Source organism: Haladaptatus sp. DYF46 (assembly GCF_021083305.1).
Taxonomy (GTDB): Archaea; Halobacteriota; Halobacteria; order Halobacteriales; family Haladaptataceae; genus Haladaptatus.
The window spans coordinates 23,511-41,036 of sequence record NZ_JAJFAY010000014.1; the positions used below are offsets into that span (position 1 = coordinate 23,511).

The 17,526-nt window shown below is 54.8% G+C and carries 14 protein-coding genes; 7 read left to right on the plus strand and 7 right to left on the minus strand.

Annotated features, from left to right (window positions below; translation table 11 throughout):
- Nucleotides 1-34: 34 nt before the first annotated feature.
- Nucleotides 35-1,243, minus strand: coding sequence for a glycosyltransferase (locus LJF34_RS28040; RefSeq protein WP_231190030.1), 1,209 nt, complete (start codon nt 1,241-1,243; stop codon nt 35-37).
- Nucleotides 1,244-1,351: 108 nt separating this feature from the next.
- On the opposite strand from LJF34_RS28040, the gene LJF34_RS28045 reads away from it, so the two are divergent.
- Nucleotides 1,352-2,611, plus strand: a complete 1,260-nt coding sequence (locus LJF34_RS28045) for a sulfatase-like hydrolase/transferase (RefSeq protein ID WP_231190032.1) — start codon at nt 1,352-1,354, stop codon at nt 2,609-2,611.
- Nucleotides 2,612-2,670: 59 nt separating this feature from the next.
- Here the strand turns inward: LJF34_RS28045 and LJF34_RS29140 are convergent, their stop codons facing one another.
- Entirely contained in the window at nt 2,671-2,805 is a 135-nt protein-coding gene (locus tag LJF34_RS29140; RefSeq protein ID WP_255666531.1) for a hypothetical protein, read from the minus strand.
- Between the two features lie 220 nt (nt 2,806-3,025).
- Entirely contained in the window at nt 3,026-4,531 is a 1,506-nt protein-coding gene (locus tag LJF34_RS28050; protein WP_231190034.1) for a flippase, read from the minus strand.
- Nucleotides 4,532-4,779: 248 nt separating this feature from the next.
- On the opposite strand from LJF34_RS28050, the gene LJF34_RS28055 reads away from it, so the two are divergent.
- Together LJF34_RS28055 and LJF34_RS28060 are read left to right on the plus strand one after the other, a co-directional pair.
- Nucleotides 4,780-6,516 (plus strand): hypothetical protein, encoded by a 1,737-nt coding sequence (locus tag LJF34_RS28055; protein ID WP_231190036.1) that lies wholly within the window; start codon nt 4,780-4,782, stop codon nt 6,514-6,516.
- Between the two features lie 120 nt (nt 6,517-6,636).
- On the plus strand, nt 6,637-7,623 hold the full coding sequence (locus LJF34_RS28060) for a GDP-mannose 4,6-dehydratase (RefSeq protein WP_231190038.1): 987 nt from the start codon (nt 6,637-6,639) through the stop codon (nt 7,621-7,623).
- A gap of 65 nt (nt 7,624-7,688) precedes the next feature.
- Here the strand turns inward: LJF34_RS28060 and LJF34_RS28065 are convergent, their stop codons facing one another.
- Nucleotides 7,689-8,882, minus strand: coding sequence for a glycosyltransferase family 4 protein (locus LJF34_RS28065; RefSeq protein ID WP_231190040.1), 1,194 nt, complete (start codon nt 8,880-8,882; stop codon nt 7,689-7,691).
- A 275-nt stretch (nt 8,883-9,157) separates the two neighbouring features.
- On the opposite strand from LJF34_RS28065, the gene LJF34_RS28070 reads away from it, so the two are divergent.
- Both LJF34_RS28070 and LJF34_RS28075 read left to right on the plus strand, forming a co-directional pair.
- Nucleotides 9,158-10,465, plus strand: a complete 1,308-nt coding sequence (locus tag LJF34_RS28070; RefSeq protein ID WP_231190042.1) for a sulfatase — start codon at nt 9,158-9,160, stop codon at nt 10,463-10,465.
- Between the two features lie 4 nt (nt 10,466-10,469).
- Entirely contained in the window at nt 10,470-11,600 is a 1,131-nt protein-coding gene (locus tag LJF34_RS28075) for a glycosyltransferase family 4 protein (protein ID WP_231190044.1), read from the plus strand.
- A 162-nt stretch (nt 11,601-11,762) separates the two neighbouring features.
- Here the strand turns inward: LJF34_RS28075 and LJF34_RS28080 are convergent, their stop codons facing one another.
- Nucleotides 11,763-12,797 carry a DUF2304 family protein gene (locus LJF34_RS28080; RefSeq protein WP_231190046.1) on the minus strand — a complete coding sequence of 345 codons (1,035 nt, stop codon included), beginning with the start codon at nt 12,795-12,797 and terminating at the stop codon, nt 11,763-11,765.
- Nucleotides 12,798-14,004: 1,207 nt separating this feature from the next.
- Here LJF34_RS28080 and LJF34_RS28085 point away from each other — a divergent pair.
- Complete coding sequence (locus LJF34_RS28085; RefSeq protein ID WP_231190048.1) at nt 14,005-14,418, plus strand: DUF4352 domain-containing protein; 414 nt, start codon at nt 14,005-14,007, stop codon at nt 14,416-14,418.
- Nucleotides 14,419-14,614: 196 nt separating this feature from the next.
- On the opposite strand, the gene LJF34_RS28090 is transcribed toward LJF34_RS28085, so the two are convergent.
- Complete coding sequence (locus LJF34_RS28090; RefSeq protein WP_231190050.1) at nt 14,615-14,884, minus strand: hypothetical protein; 270 nt, start codon at nt 14,882-14,884, stop codon at nt 14,615-14,617.
- 212 nt (nt 14,885-15,096) lie between these two features.
- Nucleotides 15,097-16,146, minus strand: coding sequence for an alkaline phosphatase family protein (locus LJF34_RS28095; RefSeq protein ID WP_231190052.1), 1,050 nt, complete (start codon nt 16,144-16,146; stop codon nt 15,097-15,099).
- Between the two features lie 203 nt (nt 16,147-16,349).
- Between LJF34_RS28095 and LJF34_RS28100 the strand changes: the two genes are divergently transcribed.
- Nucleotides 16,350-17,525, plus strand: a complete 1,176-nt coding sequence (locus tag LJF34_RS28100; RefSeq protein WP_231190054.1) for a sugar phosphate nucleotidyltransferase — start codon at nt 16,350-16,352, stop codon at nt 17,523-17,525.
- The last annotated feature ends 1 nt before the right edge of the window (nt 17,526 follow it).

The following is a 17,526-nucleotide window of genomic DNA, read 5'->3' on the forward strand; positions in this document are numbered from 1 at the left end:
GTGCTACGTTCACTATCGTTTACGTGTCCGAACGCTATTCCGTTTGCGCTTCGGTCATCGGAGTCGTCCGTTCGTCGTTCTCGATTACCGACTCTATCTCGTCGTCTATCCGGTTCCACAGGGTACCCCAACAGTGGGATTCGACGACTTCCCGGTTGCGGGTTTGACACTGTTCGCGAAGGTTTCCGTCATCCGCCAGCGAGTCGATGGTGTCCGCGACGGCTTCGGGGTCGTTTTCCCGTACCAACTGCGGGTCGTCGAGTAGTTCGCTCGTCGCAGGTGTTCGCGTCGCCACGACAGCGTTTCCGGTAGCCATGTACTCGAAGATCTTGATCGGGTACGAGTCGAGAAAGTGGGGCATCCCCCGCTCGTACGGAAGCAAACACATGCCGATGTCGGCATCGACCATCTCCGCGAGCGCCGCTTCGTGCGGAAGCTTTCCCTTGTACTCGCAGTTCACCGGGAGCGATTCGATTCTCGCTTCGAGGGATGGTGCGACGTGTTCGACGAACTCCTGCAAGTTGTTCGCATCCCCGCCCTCCGGCGATGGCCCGACGAGAACGAGTTCGACGTCGCTCTCACAGTGGTCAAAGGCGTCGAACAACACGTCGATAGCCCTGTGGTAGTACATGTTTCCGACGTAGAGGACCCTGACAGCGTCCGACTCGGTGCGTTCGGTCGTTTCCGTGACGCGTTCGACAGTTTCACAGTCCACCCCGCCCTTGATGACCGTCTTCCGCGAGTCCGCTATCTCGCTCGATTCGTCGCTCAGAATCACCCTATCGGCGTTCCGGTATCCGTACCACGCTATCCGTTGCATCAGTTCGGTGTGAAGCAACGAAACGTCGAGTTCGAGGTCCGCTCGGCCGCGCTTGTTCTCCCGACCGTCGGGGCTGTCGGCGCAGAAGACGACCCACGGGGCGAAGCCGAGACGATGGAAAATCGCCACGGGTAAGATCGCATCGCCCGACCGGTCGGACGCGACGAGGTCCGTCTCCCCTCGACTTCGAAGGAGGTGGAACACCACGAAAAACGGGAAGAGGATGGCTCGAACGTAGGCGTTTCCCGGCGGCGTTTTGACGGTGGCTTCGGTGGTGATCTCGGGTTCCTGTATCGGCGTTCGCGACAACACCGTCGTCGAGTGTTCCGCCGTTAAGAACTTCGGGAACTGATATTTCGCTATCGACGACGAGACGGTGGACGGGCCGACGATACTGCTCGTTACGTACGTTATTTTCGCCATCCTACCGGGAGGACCACCTGGGGGGACAAAAAACGTGACGCTATATCTGCTGAATTTATACCGCACGGACAAGAAGGATATAAATACGGTTAGGTTGAGATAGGACCAGTGAGCCGGGATCGAAACGTCGTTTTAGTCTGTGTCGATTGCTTGCGGAGCGATTTCGTGTCCGAAGATTACGCGGACACGCCGTTTCTAAACGGGAACCGTGACAGTGGTACCTTTTTCGCCAATATGCACTCCACGGCGACGACGACGACGCCGTGTGTAGCGAGCGTTCTCACCGGGAATTACTCCGAAACGAACGGGGTGAACTCCCATCACAACGTGAGCCTCAACCCGGACCTCGACACGCTTGGTGAAGTATTCAGTGCCGAAGGGTACGACACGTACGCCATGGTGACCGGGCCGATCGTCGAGGACACCGGATTGGACCGCGGCTTCGACCGCTTCTGGTACCGCGACAGGAACGAAAACCTCGTCGGCGATTGGCAGCAATCCGCGATACGGCGGCTCGACCGACTGTCCGAACCGTTCTTCTTATACCTCCACCTCTGGGAGCTGCACGGTCCCATCGACGTTCCCGAACCGTTCGACAATGAGGAATACGGGTCGCTGAGCGCACCGCACGCTCGAAAATACTCGCGAATGCTTTCTGCCCTCGACCGCGCCCTCGAAACGTTCTGCTCGGCGTTACCCGAGGACACGACCGTTGCGTTCACGGGCGATCACGGGGAACATCTCACGGGCTGGGAGCGGCCGTTCCACGGGCACATCCAAAATCTCCGGGACTATCTCCGGTACGATCGTCAACTGGATGTTCGTCCCATCGAACGTGCGGTAAACCGCCTCCACGAGAGAGTCGCCCGACCGCGGATATCGGACCACTTCGTCGAAGGGTCCCACGGACACACAGTGTACGACGTCGAAACGAACGTCCCGTTCATCCTCCCGTCGCCGAAGAGTGAGGGAAGGACGGTAGATACGCTCGTGCGTCAGATCGATATCTTTCCCACCCTGCTCGAAGTTGCGGGCCTCGAAGTACCCGAGTCGACGACGGGACGATCACTGTTCCCGTCATCGGATATCACCGACAGAACCGCGTACTGCCGTGCATGTGGGCCACCGTACGCGCTTGGACATAGCGTCATGCGCGCCGTCCGAACTCGTGACCACAAATACATCGAATATCCGGAACGCGGGTGGTCGCCCGACCTCTACGATTTGGACGAGGATTCGGACGAGCATCGTCCGATCGATGACGACGCGCTAAAAGCCGAGTTGGTCGGCCACCTCCCCGAAAACCGGTTACGCGATCAGGAAGACCTCGACGTCGACGATCTGCTTCGTGACCTCGGTTATCTCTGATTCGATGACGCTTCCGTGTTCTCGAAGGTAGCTCACCAGCGGTGACGTTTGGGGGGCGGTCAATCGGTGTATCCCAGCGCGTCCAGTTGTTCTCCTATCTCGTCTCGCTCCTCGCGGCTCAATTCGTCGCTTTTCCCCTTCTCGCTCCGCTGCGGTGGCGTGGAAATCAACGCCTCTCGGATACACTTTTTCACCTCGATGGTACACTCCGGTCTGGGAATATCGCCCTACGTGAGGCTGGTGCCGACGAACGCGTGGTCCTTTCCGATCAGTCCGAACCCGTGGTCGGAGAGCAACAGGATACGGTCCGGATCGTACATCTCGATGAACCACCCGAGAACCGAATATTCATGGGCTGTTCTACCGCCGGTGCAGGTCGACGGAATTCGCTTTTTGTCGCCGATCGTTTCGGTCTCAGTTGTTTATGAGATCCAAGAACTCGTCGACGGTGATGTAATCGAGTTTGAGGATGATTCCGATATAAATCGCGTAAGCGACCACACCGTACGCGATCGCTCCGGCGAGCGATGTGATTCCGAGGTTGGCGAATCGTCCGATGCCGATCATGACGATCAGCGAACACAGCGTGACCGCGACGAAGTCCCCCCTGACCGGAATGAGGCCCAGTTCCTTGTAGAGGATCGCCCCGTGCAGTATGTTGAGGAGGAAATACGAGATTGTCGTCGCCGTCGCTCCCCCGATGATGCCGTAGCGAGGGATGAGTAACGTGTTCAAGACGATGTTCACCAGCAACACGACCATGTTGTTGTACAACAGGACTCTCGGTCGATTGATCGCCGGCATGATCGTGCCGTTCAAACCGAACAACACGTGGGAGAAAATGCCGACCGAGAGTACCCCGAGGGTCAACGACATCTCTCCGAACGCCCGGCCGAACACGTTCAGTAAAATCACCGGGAACCCCAAATTCCCGATCATAACTGGCAGACTCAGTATCACCAGCCACTTCGTGACTTTTCGGTACACGTAGCGGATTTCTCCCGCTTTCCCGTTCTCGTAGAGTCGTGCCATGTTTGGCATGAACAGCGACCCCGAAGCGCCGAGGATCATCTGAACGAACAGGGCGAGGGAGAACGCGCCGGAGTACAATCCGACCGCGCTTTCGTCGATGAAATAGCCGATCATCAGCGTGTCGGCGTTGTTCATGAGATACCAGACGCTTTTCGTGAACAACAGCGGTAACGAGAAGGTGACTAACGGTTTGACCTTCCCCGTATCGAACGTTATCGCACGAAAAATTTCGCTCGTCGAATCGAATTCATCACGGACGATCAGATACACCGACAGGACGGCCAACAGGCTGACGAGCAGATAGATCAGGAACATCGACCGCGCCAATCCCGCTTGACGAAAGCCGAAATACGCGACGATTCCGAACAGGACTATCTGGGACAACTTGAACACGACATCCTGCAGTGCCGTTTTGAACGAGGAGTAGTTCCACGCTTGGGTGGCCGCGAGTGAGACGGTGAATATCGTCGCGAACGGGAGGGAAAGCCCCAAGTAGAGGACGAAGATGGCGCTGGCCGCGTTGCTGAAGAACAGCAGGGCGATATCTCTGGAAAAGAACGCCATGCACCCGCCGACGAGTATCGAACCGCTACCTCCGACCAGCAGCGAGAGGACGTAGTACTCCAACTGATCCTCTCTCGTTTCCGCTATCGAAATATACCGTTTCACTCCCGTGGTCAACCCCATGACACAAAATATCATGGCAAAATCCATCACCGTCAGGCCGAATCGTAACCGTCCGAAGATTTCCGCGCCGAAAAGCCGCGTAACGAGAATCGTGGATCCGATCCCGAGCGGAATCCCGATGGATTTCCCCAGTAGAGTAACAAATGCCCCCCTTGAGATGTGCGAGAAGGCGGTTTCGCCTTCAACATTTGTATCTGCCATGATTAATATCAAGCCGGTTTATGGAAATCGGCAACGAGATTTACCCCTTCTGCCACTAAATGCTTTTTCGTAATGGATAATGGAATCTACTATCGATGTAGATGAATCCACGACAGTGTCTCCCCCGAGTCCGCTTGCCGAGAGACCAAGTCGATGGCAACACGGCCGCCGAGAGGGACCTTCACATCACTCCTTATGAATTACTATTGGACAAAAAATATTTTGCCACGACTGTCGGATTACTACTCGTGAATCGCCTCTCGTCGAAAACGGCCCTCTATCTCTCCATCGCGCTTTCCTTTGTTTCAATATTGATTGGTTTCGGTCTCAGCCACGGTTCTCGACTGTATCCGTGGATGGGTGTTATTTTGCTTCCGATGTTGCTGTTAATACTTCTTCCCCTTCCGTTCTACTCCCGGGATGGCTACTTGGTCACCTGTTTCATCGTCATCGTCGTTCTCGCCATCATCTTTCGCGTCTACGTGTATCGGTACCCCGCGAGTATGATCGGCCTCGACCCTGACGGATACGCCTATTGGGTGCAAGGAGTGATGGAAACCGGTAGCATCGCTGCTGTCCGAGACAGCTTCTATTTGAGGGCACCGATATTCGAGGTTTTTCCTGCAATTATCGGCCTCATTGCGGGTGTCAACGCCCCAACAGCGATTGTCGTGTATCCCGCGCTGACCGGTCTGATATTCCCGCTCACCGCCTTTCTCATCGTCAGAAGGCTAACCACGGATGCGTGGTCCAAAGTCGCGGTGGTGGCGGCGGCCATCGCCGGATTCTGTAAAGTCTCGACCATTCTCTCGTACCAACCGATCGCTCAAACGTTCGGGGTGTTACAGTGGTGTATCATTCTCGTCCTGTTGTTGGGATACATCCAGACGCGCGATTCGAGGCGGATCGTTCCCATTATGTTACTCTTTATAGCCGCAATCTTCACACATAAGCTTCCACCGACGTTGATCGTCGCTCTTTCGGTCGTCTTCGGCGGTATGATCGTTGCCGTCAACGGCTTGGAAAAATTGGATTGGGCCATTCCGAACTACAAAAAAGGAATTTCGACCTCCCGGGTGGTTTTTACTGTGTCGTTGCTCTCCCTCATTCTCTATATTCAGTACTTTCACGTCGGGGGATTGGGAATCCGGATGATCAATCGGATCGTTTTCCTCTTCCAGCCCGGTTCCGAATCCGCGTTGTACACCCCTTCCCCTTCGTATAGTAACGCAGTACAAATACAGACGACCGTTACCAGTCTCCTTCTTCGACGTGGCCATGGTTTCGTTCTCCTTCCGTTGGGTGGGATTTCCGGATTGATCCTCGTCGTCGCCAATAGACGGGACGAAACGGTATTTGCCTTCGCTGCCGTTTCAGTCGCCTCGTTGTTCATCCTCGCCAGTCTCGTTGATCCCTCCATTGGTGGCGTCGGTCGAAGTCTGTACGTGGCCGAACCGGTGTTGGCCGCACTCGTTTCGATTGGCTTCCTGCGATTGCTGCCATCGCTTTTCGGCTCGGGTCGAGCAAGGACGTTGTTATTTTCCGTCGGAGCGCTCCTCGTCGGCTTTATCATCGTCGCTCAAATCGTATCAGTGACCGTTGCTCTGCCCGATCGACCCACCGATTATCGAACGTATCTAAACAACGATGAGCTGGCCGGGAAGCGGTTCGCGAACGAGCACGTGACGGGTGATATCGCCACCGATTCGTACTACGCATCGGAGGGGACGATACGGTCGATATCCCGCCACGAAAAACACGAGTATCAACACTTCAAACTGCAATTCCTCTTCAACTCGAACATGTCGGCGTTGGAGAGCAGGTATCTATTGATTAGGCCAAACGTGTACCTGTATCGTTCTTCGAACGGGATATACAGGATAACATGGGATATGAATCAAAAGCTGTCGGGTAGGTACAATACAGTTTACACCAACGGGAATTCTGTGCTGTTCGACCGTGGAGAGAAACAGATAGTCTCTTGAACTGATCTCCCGAAATCACGGTGTTATCTACTAATGGTGGACATTTATGAATGTTGGAATATTCACTAGGAAGTAAAATACTGCAGTAAAGCTCTTATTAACGGAAGTTGACGTGGAATTATGAGATTACTCGTTACCGGTGGTGCCGGATTCATCGGCGGTCATCTCGCCGAGAACTTCGCTCGGGAAGGACACGACGTCACCGTCCTCGACAATCTCGAACCGTACTACGACCGCAGACTCAAGGAACACAACATCGATGTCGGTCGTACGGCGGCGAGCGAAAGCGACGGTAGCTACGAATTCGTCGAAGGGAACGTTACCGATACGAGCCTTCTCGACGAACTCCTCACCGACACCGACATCGTGTACCACCAAGCCGCACAGGCTGGCGTCCGGACGAGCGTCGACCATCCGAAAAAGGTGAACGAGTACAACGTCGTTGGAACGGTCAACGTCCTCGATGCTGCTCGCAAAGCGGACGTCGACCGTGTCGTCCACGCTTCGTCCTCGTCCGTCTACGGCAAGCCCGAGTACCTCCCCTACGACGAAGAGCATCCCAACGAGCCGGTTTCACCCTACGGTGCCTCGAAAGTCGCGGCCGAACAGTACGTTCGCGTCTACAACGAGATTTACGGCCTTCCGACCGTTTCGCTTCGCTACTTCACCGTCTACGGCCCGAGAATGCGTCCCAACATGGCCATCTCGAACTTCGTTTCGCGGTGTCTCCGTGGAAAGCCCCCCGTCGTGTACGGGGACGGAACCCAGACGCGTGACTTCACCTACGTGGCCGATATCGCTCGCGTGAACGAGACACTGCTCTCCACCTCCGAGGCGGACGGCGAGACGCTGAACATCGGTTCCACGGATACCATCGACGTTCTAACGCTCGCCGAGACGGTCCGCGATACCATCGACCCGTCCTTGGATATCCAGTTCACCGACCGGCGGGAGGGCGACGCGGAACACACCCACGCGGACGTTTCGAAGGCACAACGGCTGCTCGATTACGCGCCGACCCGTTCCATTCGTGAAGGCGTCGACGAGTTCATCGATTGGTATCGGGAGAATCGCGACTGGTACGAACCGCTCGTGGTGAACTCCTGATTCTGGAGGCCGAGAAACGAACTGTTCGCTTAATGAGCGACGCGCGGACGAGACTTCTCGGTCGATCAGTGGTGTTTGTAGTACTCCCTTTCGGCTTCGATAGCGACGTTCTCCCACGAATATCGGTTCGCTTCCACTTGATTTCGTTCCCCCATTGCTCGTCGCCGGGCCGGATCAGCAGCAAGCAAGGTGGAAAGCGCGTCAGCGAACTCCTCACTCGTGGTTGCGTCGGCGAAGACGCCACCCTCTTCGGGGACGAGTTCGTGAAGGATGGGGAGGTCGTTGACAACGACGGGACAGTTCGCCGCCATCGCTTCGAGGACCGCGATTCCGAATCCCTCCTGCCGGGATGGAAGGACGAATATCTCCGCTCCGTTGAGGAGTTCCACCTTCCGGCGTTCGGAGACGAATCCCAAAAAGTCGATCTGGTCGCGTAGGTCACGCTCTTCGACCATTCGTTCCAACCGTTCCCGCTCGGTTCCGGTTCCCGCGATTGCGAGCCGTATATTCGGTTTCTCCCGTGCCAGGACCGACATCGCTTCGACGAGTAAATCGATACCCTTGCGTCGTTCCAATCGGGAGACGACCACCAATTCGTAGGTCGATTCGCCGACGCCGTCGATCCGCTCGAACGGCGTCAAATCGATGCCGTTCGGGACGACGTATATCGGGGTTTCGACGCCGTACTGGCGCAGTCGTTCTTTGGTGAGTTCCCGCGGTACCACGACGGCGTCGTACATCCCGATACGGAGGAGGTTTTGAACGGCGAGTTGAATGACCCCAATGAAGAGCGGGTACTTCTTCAACGCCGTTCGGTCGTGATATTCGTGGACGACGGCGACTGCGGGGAGCGAAAAAATTCGGGCTACGGGTGCCGCCAAACTCGGATGCGGCGTGAAGTTGTCGATTAGCACGTCGAAATCGTCGCGATACACCAACGAGAGAATCGGGACGAGCGAGATGAACGGAAAGAGCATCCGTGACAGATAAAAGTACACCGTGGGAAATCCGGCCATCATATCCGGGAGACACTTCACTGTCTGTATCGTCACGCCGTCTACCCGGCGCTGAGAGGGGTACTCTGGGTCGGTTCGGCTGACGAGCATGTGTGTCCTGTGGCCCCTATCCGCTAGCTTCTTTGCCTCTTCGAGTATTCGAAGGTCACCACCACCCCCCGATTCCGGGTCGGTGTTGTTGACGTACAGGAACGATAGGGGTTGCTCCGAGGAGCGTGGTGGCGTCTCTGACTGTTCTGACATGGGTTTGTTATCGGGGGAGTTCAGGGGGTACGACGATGAACGGATTCGTTCTTCGAGGACTCCGGAAGCGACCGAGGCGGTCCGTCGTTACGTCATTATTAGCGTTGAATCCCTTCTTGAATGTATCGGTCCGCACACTATCTCATATCGTCTCGAAACACGAGAAAAGCCGTCGCAGACGACGCCGGTCGATTCCGGTGGACGCCCTCGGAATCGTTGTCCCATTCGTTAGTTTCATCAGTCGACGCCACGACGGATTATCCAACCCCGAAACAATGACGAAAAATATTATCCTTCTCAGTATCGACGCTCTCCGGGCGGACCATCTGTCCTGTTACGGGTACGATCGGGAGACGACCCCGAACATCGACGCGTTCGCTTCGAAGTCCCTGCGCTTCGAAAACGCGTACTCGGCGAGTTCCCATACGCGCGAGGCCGTTCCGTCCCTTCTCACCGGCCGTCACCCGACGAACGCCATCGCGGAGGACTTCTCGCTCGACTCCGAGACCATCGCTACGTCGCTCGCCGATACGCACGTCTCCGGGGCGTTTCATTCGAACCCGTACGTCTCCCGTGCCTACGGGTTCGATGCGGATTTCGACGAGTTTTACGACGATATGTATCTCGGGAACAGTCGACTGTTCGCGCTCGCCCAACGCGCACTCGACAAGTTCGTCTTCAATCGCGGGGAGTACCACGCGCGCGCCAAGGAAATCAACCGTCGTTCGCTCGATTGGGTCGATTCGCTCGACGAGGGTCCGTTCTTCCTCTGGAATCACTACATGGACGTCCACGGGCCGTACAATCCTCCCGACGACCCACCGTTCGAATCCTCGCAAATCTCGAAAGTGGAAGCCCAACGGCTCTACAGTCGGTTGGCGAAGGGCGAACCGTCGGAGAAGGACGTTCGATCGGCGAAGGACCTCTACGATGGAGAAATCAGGTACGCGGACGAGTGGATCGGCCGATTCCTCGACGAACTTCGGGAACGCGACCTGTTCGACGAGTCCTTGATCGTCCTCACCGCCGACCACGGCGACCTCTTCGGGGAACACGGTCGCTACGCGCATCCTCGATTCGTGTATCCCGAACTGACGCGCGTTCCGATGGTCGTTTCGACGCCGGACGTCGCTCCGGGAGTTATCGACGATGCGGTGAGCACGCTCGACGTCCTCCCGACGATCTTGGATTTCCTCTCCGAGTCGAGCGAGGCGCTTCCCGGCGAATCACTGTTGTCTCCCGACGAATCCCGACGGAACGAGTTCGCGTTCAGTAGCGCGACCGGGGAAAACGAGCGGGAAGGGCTGCGACAGTTCGCCATCAACGGTGTTAGGCGCGGGTATCGAACCACCCGCGAGTTGGACTCCGGGGATATCGCCGCCGAAACCGCGATTCGCCTCCCGGATGGGGAGGCTGTCGATATCGAATCGCTTGCGGAAGCGGAGCGAGAGGCGTACGACTCGCTCAGACGGACGCTCTTGGAGCACAGCGACGAACAACTCGGAACTCGGTTTCGGGAGGAAGACGGCGCATCGACGGACGATGAGATCGAAAAACGACTCGAAGCACTCGGGTACAAGTGAACAGATGCACATCGTAGTACTCGCCGAGGAGTTCTATCCGAAGATAAGCGGCGGCGCGCTCGTCAGATGGCACTTCTGTCGACGTGCCGCAGAGCAGGGACATGACGTTACGGTGTTCACTCCGAAACAGGACGGGACGCCCGCCAGTGAAACCGTCGACGGCGTAGAGATACGGCGGCCGCTCCCATCGAAACCGTCGGGGTATCCCAACTACGCTCCGGTTTCGATACTTACCCGCGTGCTGTACTCGATTCTTATGCTCCCGCTCGTGGCTCGATATCTGTACGCGAACGAAGCCAGTGCGGTACACTCCACCTCTCACGCGTTGTATTGGACCGGCACAGTACTCTCGAAACTGTTTCGTCTCCCCCACGTCACGTTCGTCGGGTACACCCCGTCGATGGACTCCTCGTTTACCGTTTCGCCGCGCTTCGTCTTGGAGCGAGTCAACTTCCGGTTCTGGATGGGCGACGTCGCGTTCTGTCGCTCGCCGGAAGTCAAGGGGATCCTCGAAGCGACGTCGTCCGCGTCGGCCGAAATCCTTCACGGTAACTTGCAGACCGAGCAGATAGAACGGGTCGTGGACGGACTGGACGCGAATCGAATCAGAAACCGACATGGCGTCGCACCGGATTCGAACCTCGTGGTCTTCGTGGGACGGCTGGTACCGATCAAGAACCCGACTGCAATCATCGACATCGCCAAGAAGCTTCCACCGGAGTACGAGGTCCTCGTCATCGGTGATGGTCCGGAGGAGCAGGCAGTGGCCAACAAAATACAGCTAGAGGATTTGGAGGCTCGCGTCGAACTCGTCGGCAGACTGCCGCACGACGAAACCCTCCGGACGATAGCCGCCGCGGATGCGCTGTTGCTCACCTCCGACGCGGAGGCCTATCCGACCGTCGTTTTCGAATCGCTCGCGGTGAACACCGAGGTGTTTACGACCCCGGTCGGAATACTACCCCACCTGTCCCATGACCGACTTCATACCGGCTCTTTGAACGACCTTCCTCGTATTATCGAGAAATCCGACTTGACGGTGACCACGGGCATCGACGAGCAGACGCTCGGACGATATTCGATGCGAGCGTATACGGACCGGTTGCTTACCGCGGCCAGCGATGCTATCGAATAATCGGCTCATCACTGATTTCGGAGCGTCTCGGATGGTCGTGTCTATCCGAGAGTAGCGGCGCCACTGTCGATAGCAGGTTCGTTCCGAAAATCCGATTCGAACTCCGACCCGCGGCAGTGGTTTCGGAAGCAGATATCTATCGGTGGAGCGGGTCGAGTCGGCTCACCGAATCCATGTCGTGACTATCGTTCGAGTCAACCCGATTGCGTAGCCCAACTTTGGTTTTTTCGTTTTTCCCGCCTGTCGCTTTTCGACGGTGATCGGAATCTCCTCGATTCGAAGCCCGTTCTTTTTCGCTTCGATGATCAATTCGGGCGCGCTGAATCGCTCTTCAGTGAGCGTGAGCTGCTCGACTGCACACCCACGAATCGCACGGTATCCGTTCGTACAATCCGTGATTTTGGCTTTCGTGAGGAGGTTGATTATCCACGTGAAACTGCTGATACCTATCCGACGGAGTGTACTGTTGTCCGAGTAATCGGTCCCCAATTGCCGAGAGCCCATCACGTAGTCGGCCTCGTCGTTTATGATCGGGGTGACGAGTCGCTCTAGCTCTTCGGCTGGATGCTGTCCGTCACCGTCCATCGTGACGACGATGTCGGCTCCGCGCTTCGAGGCGACTTCGAAGCCAGTTTTGAGCGCCCCTCCCTGTCCCTGGTTGAGGGGGTGTTCGATAACCGTCGTCCCATCAATATCTGCCCGCTTAGCGGTATTATCCGCCGACCCGTCGGAGACGACGATTCCTTCCACCTTGTACCCGCTGACCGATTCCGGAAGCGATTCGATCACTGGCCGAATGGTTTCCTCTTCGTTGTACGCCGGAATGACGATCGCGATCGTCTCGTGGCCACCATCTAATAGAACGGGGTCTGTGGGGGCTTGGTTGACGGAGAGACTACGGACGAGGTCACCTATCTCCTGTTTGTTTTCGCGATTCATCTTCACGACGTAGAAAAGAAACCCGACGAGTGCGATGTTCGTGATCAGCATTATCGTAATGAAACGGTTTTCGATGTTCAACATCCCCCCGAGGACGTCGTACATGTCCGGCGAAATGACGATGGTGAAGATTCCGGTGGCTACGACCAGACTGAGGGCCAACTCCGTTTTCACGAATTGGGTTCGATACCGCTCGAACCCCCACGTGAGGACGAGCACCGAGAGTATCACAAGAAGAATTGAAAGGTTAATATTCATTCATTTCCTCCAAACGAACACGTTTCGACCCTTCTGCCTTCCCCGTCTGCCAAATCATTCGATGGTTCTACAATACCCTCTCTAATAAGAAATTTTGAATTTTTATGTTAACTCAGTTTAGATATGTAATTAACGGCCGACAATAAAATTCTTGCCAGCTGTAAGGAACGCTTTCCGCTCCAGTTTCCCCTCCACCGGTATTTCCGAAAATTCTGGAGAGAATGGCTGTAGAGGGGGTTTTCTTTTCCAATGATGACATTGTATCGTTATCTGGGACGTCCTACTGAGTTGCTCTACCGTGGTCCGAGACTGAACTATGGAAATCTATTTACAATTGCTTAATGGGTAAAATCTAATTCACCGAACGGCTGAGAGTACTTCGTTCTGCTAGAAAACTCTGGCTGGTACTGTATCTCGTTTGTCGTTTGGTGTGAATCCTGACCCGTACTACGCTGAAGGATTCGGTCGATCGGTCTCGATCGACGTACTGCACTCTCTACAGATATCGTCCTGCCAACTCACAGTTTTGACGACAGGTTGTTCCTCCTCACACCGTGGACAATACAATCTTTCTTCTGCCACTTTAAGCGAGAGTCTCCACTCGACTCATATAAATCTTTCCATAGCAGTGGGATAATTCAATGCGCTACCCTTGTGTGCTCTCACTGCCACGAATCCATCCATTTTTATGTGTTTCGAACCAGTTATGGTCGTTTCCTCCCGTGAGTACGTCCGTGAGTGTCCATCTCTGTTTTGTGGAACTCCTGCTACAACGAATAAGTATCAATTCACTAGCCAAGAAATGAAGATTAGATATTCATCTAATTCGGGTGGCATTCTGGACTATCTGTCGGTGAGTTTCTCCCGTCCCTTTCGTTTCATTACCGCGTTAGTCCCTGTCTCCGTGTGGAATTTTAAGCAACCTCTCTTATAATATTCTCTACCAAAGAAACTTTAACCAAGAGATTGTCCAATCCGTATGAATCGTAGGGGTTTCATCGCGGCAATCGGCGTCAGCATCGGAAGCATCGCGGCGGGATGTTCTTCGTTGGAAAATTCCCCGCCCGAGAAGACCTCGGCTAACGAAACTACAACCCAACAGAAGACGACTCACACGACAGAGCGAATGAGGGGAACTACTACCAAACGACTGGAGACCGCCTCGACAACCGAACGTACCGATTCGGCTACTAGAACTGGTGCGCAAATGCATGGAAAGAGGCTGACGCTCGGGGAAACAGCGACCTTCGAAAGCGGCCTCGAAGGGACAGTACGGAACTTCCGGTTCGAATCCGCGTACGAGACTGGTGGGACGAAACAGTCGACCGACCGGTCGTTTCTCTTCGTGGACTTTACCGTCACAAATCCTACGAGTTCACCCAAGAGAATTCCGTCGGGCATCTCGATTTATGCGACGGTAGACGGAAAACGATACGACCCGGTCGATTCCAAAGACGCTGTTCGAAGTTTGTACACGGTTCGATCACTCGAAGGCGGTGCGACACGGTCCGGAGCCCTCATATTCAAAGTTCCAAAGAATACGGCGCGGTCTGATGTAGTCGCGACTCTCGAATACTCCCGTTCCGACAGAGCGGTTGGCATCCGGTGGGCGAGTAAATAAGAGCGTAAATTCACGGCAGTTGATACCAGATGCGAAAATAAAACGAAACTCTCCGTAACCCGCTCAGTTCCAACCGGGAACCTTCTCAACCGAACGATGAGATGGAAAAGTCCACTCGTCCATACCATAGCGTTTGGTCATCTTTCGCAACATCTCATCACCTCACGGTGGTCGCGTGAATAATGAAATCCAGTGGTTAACTTCCCGAAGTCCTTCGTTCTACGACCTCCTTCTTCGTCTTTTTCGCATCAATGCCGAACAGGAACCCCGAGAGAAACAACAACTCGTTTCCAACGTAGTACTGCTGGATAACGTGGTTGACTACTGATTCGATGGGGGCAGGTGCGACACCGCCGATGAGGACCAATATGAGAGCGATGATCGCTGCAATTCCTGCAAACCATCGCATTACTGTCCCTGAGAGAAATCCGACAATGAATATCCCGATTGCAGTGATGAGGCTCATCGTCACGTAGTTTGGTTATAAACGTGTATCAAGTTAGTGGTGATTTACCATTGATCATGGACTCTTTTCCACTCGAATTTGAACTTCGATTTCTCTCATCGTGTTTGTGACTGATATCGTTCGGTATTCTGTGCTGTTACTCGCCCGAACGAGGTCATCGTACAATATCGAAAAGGGGGGTTAGTATGATGTGCTAACTACAGCCCACGTATTTATCGGTATCCAAGCGCTTCGAGTTGTCCCATCACGTCCTCGTCTTCTTCGTCGAGTTCGTCTTGTGGGCGGTCGATTGTCGTCGATTCCTGATGCTCATCGATTCCAAAGCGGTCAAGAATTACACGCTTGACTTCCAAGATCGATTCTGGCCGCTCGATGCCCGACGTCGCAGCACTCACACCAAGAAACGCATGGTCTGCCCCGATCAACTGGAACCCGTGATCGGACACGAGGAGAACGTCCTCGGGTTGGTACTTTTCTATCAGTTTTCCGAATACCCAGTCTAAGGTCTCGTAGGCGGTTCGCATTTCTTTCGTCCACACAATCGAGCCGACCCGTGGAGGCTGGATTACAGTCCCGAGAAGGTCATTCGTTTTTTCGCAGGCGAGATTGAGAGCACCGTTTAGCAGGAAGGGTCGGTATCGCGCTCGATGCCCCATCACGTCAGTGATCTGGGTGCCGTAGAACAACACGTCTTCGTCCCCCGTTGCGAGGCAGGGGAGGACGTCGTTCACTTTTCGACGTTCCGATTCGACCCACTTTTCCGGTGGTTTGGGCCCGTCCTCTGCGAGGAGATGCTTTGCTTGGAGGTTCGAATAATCGTCGGGGAGTGCTGGTTGTTTCTCGGCGGGAGACAGTAACCGGTCAGTGAGTTCGCTCGACGGATATCCCGAAAGCATCCACGAACTATCGTTCCCGACTTGCGCCGGATATGTGATTGGCATCGTGAACGACCCCACCGTGAGGCCGTCATCCATCAACCGGGAGAAAACAGTATTCTCGAAATGAGGGGACAACGATATCCGACCTTCGACCCACCCTTCCTCAGTGACGCCGTGTTGTTCTGCCCGAAGCCCCGTGTAAATTGACGTCCACGCAGGACCGGTATGGGGGACGTCATTTCCAGCAAATCGAGAAGCCATGGGTTTCATCTCGGTCTCCGGTGTTTCGAGAAATGATTGAAGGCTGGGCATCCGTCCTTTCTGCAAGTAGTAGTTGAGGAGACGGGGACTTGCTCCGTCGGACCCGATTATCAACAATTCCATTGTGTATTAGATTAGCCCCCATAATAATGTAACTTTGTTTCATCACTTATCTGAATTTTACCTTCCCATGAACTCTCCTAGCGCTCTCACGAGATGCGATATCTCACCCGAAGTATCTCAAACTTTAACCTCACTTAAAATTCAAATATAAAAATAAATATCGATGGAAAGGACTATACACTCTCAGACGAGTTTATTTCTTGATGAAAGCGGTTATTCTTGCTGCTGGTGAGGGGTCACGACTGCGCCCCCTTACGAACCACCGTCCCAAGCCTATGCTCCCCGTCGGGAACAAACCACTGTTAGAGTCCGTCATCGAAGCGGTGTCTGCGGCCGGGATTACAGAAATCGTTCTCGTTGTCGGCTATCATCGCGAGCGAATTCAGAACCATTTCGGCAATGGGAACCATTGGGATGTCGATATCACCTATGCTGTCCAGGAAAAACAGCTTGGAACTGGTCACGCGCTCTTACAAGCCGAACCATACATCGAGTCAGATTTCATCGCATTGAACGGTGATCGCTATCTCGAATCACAGGTCATCGAAGACCTGATCGACGAACGCCGTCAAACAGGACAATCATGTATCGCGGTGACGCAAGTCGATATGCCGAACCGGTTTGGAGTCGTTGAACTCGACGGTCAGACGGTTACAAATATCGTCGAAAAACCACTTCCCGGAACGACGTCGTCGAGACAGATTAACGCAGGTGTGTACGCGTTTGGCCCAGAGATCTTCGATTCAATTCGAGAGACCGAGAATCTCGGCGAACAGGCACTCACGACGACATTACAGACACAATCGGAGGTTCGGCCACTCATGGCAATTTCGGTTACTGGTCTATGGGGCGATGTCTCGTATCCATGGGACCTGCTCGTACTCAACGACTACACTGTCGACCAACACCGATCGAATCCGGACGCCGAAACAGCTCACTCGGGATACGTCGCATCGACTGCCACGCTCCACGATGATTTTCTTCTGAGCGAGAACGTGGCCATCCTTCCCGGTGCCGTCGTGCTTCGTGGGACGTCTATCGGTGAGAATGTTTCCATCGGTGCAAATGCAGTTGTTGAAAATACTGTTGTGCTTCCTGATGCCACGATTGGTCCCGGTGCGGTCGTGAAAGACTGTATCATTGGAGCGAACGCCACTGTCGGCCCGAATTCCACGATCGAAGGCGGGGACGCTGAACTCACACTCGATGAAGAAATCCATCGTGATGTCGAGTTCGGTGGTCTGGTCGGCGATTATGCAGAACTTGAAGGGAATGTTACGGTGCAACCAGGAACCGTCATCGGCGAGAGTGTCACGGTTGAAAGTGGTGCGGTCGTGAGCGGTCGAATTGCAGATGATGCGACAATCGTGCGAGGCTAAT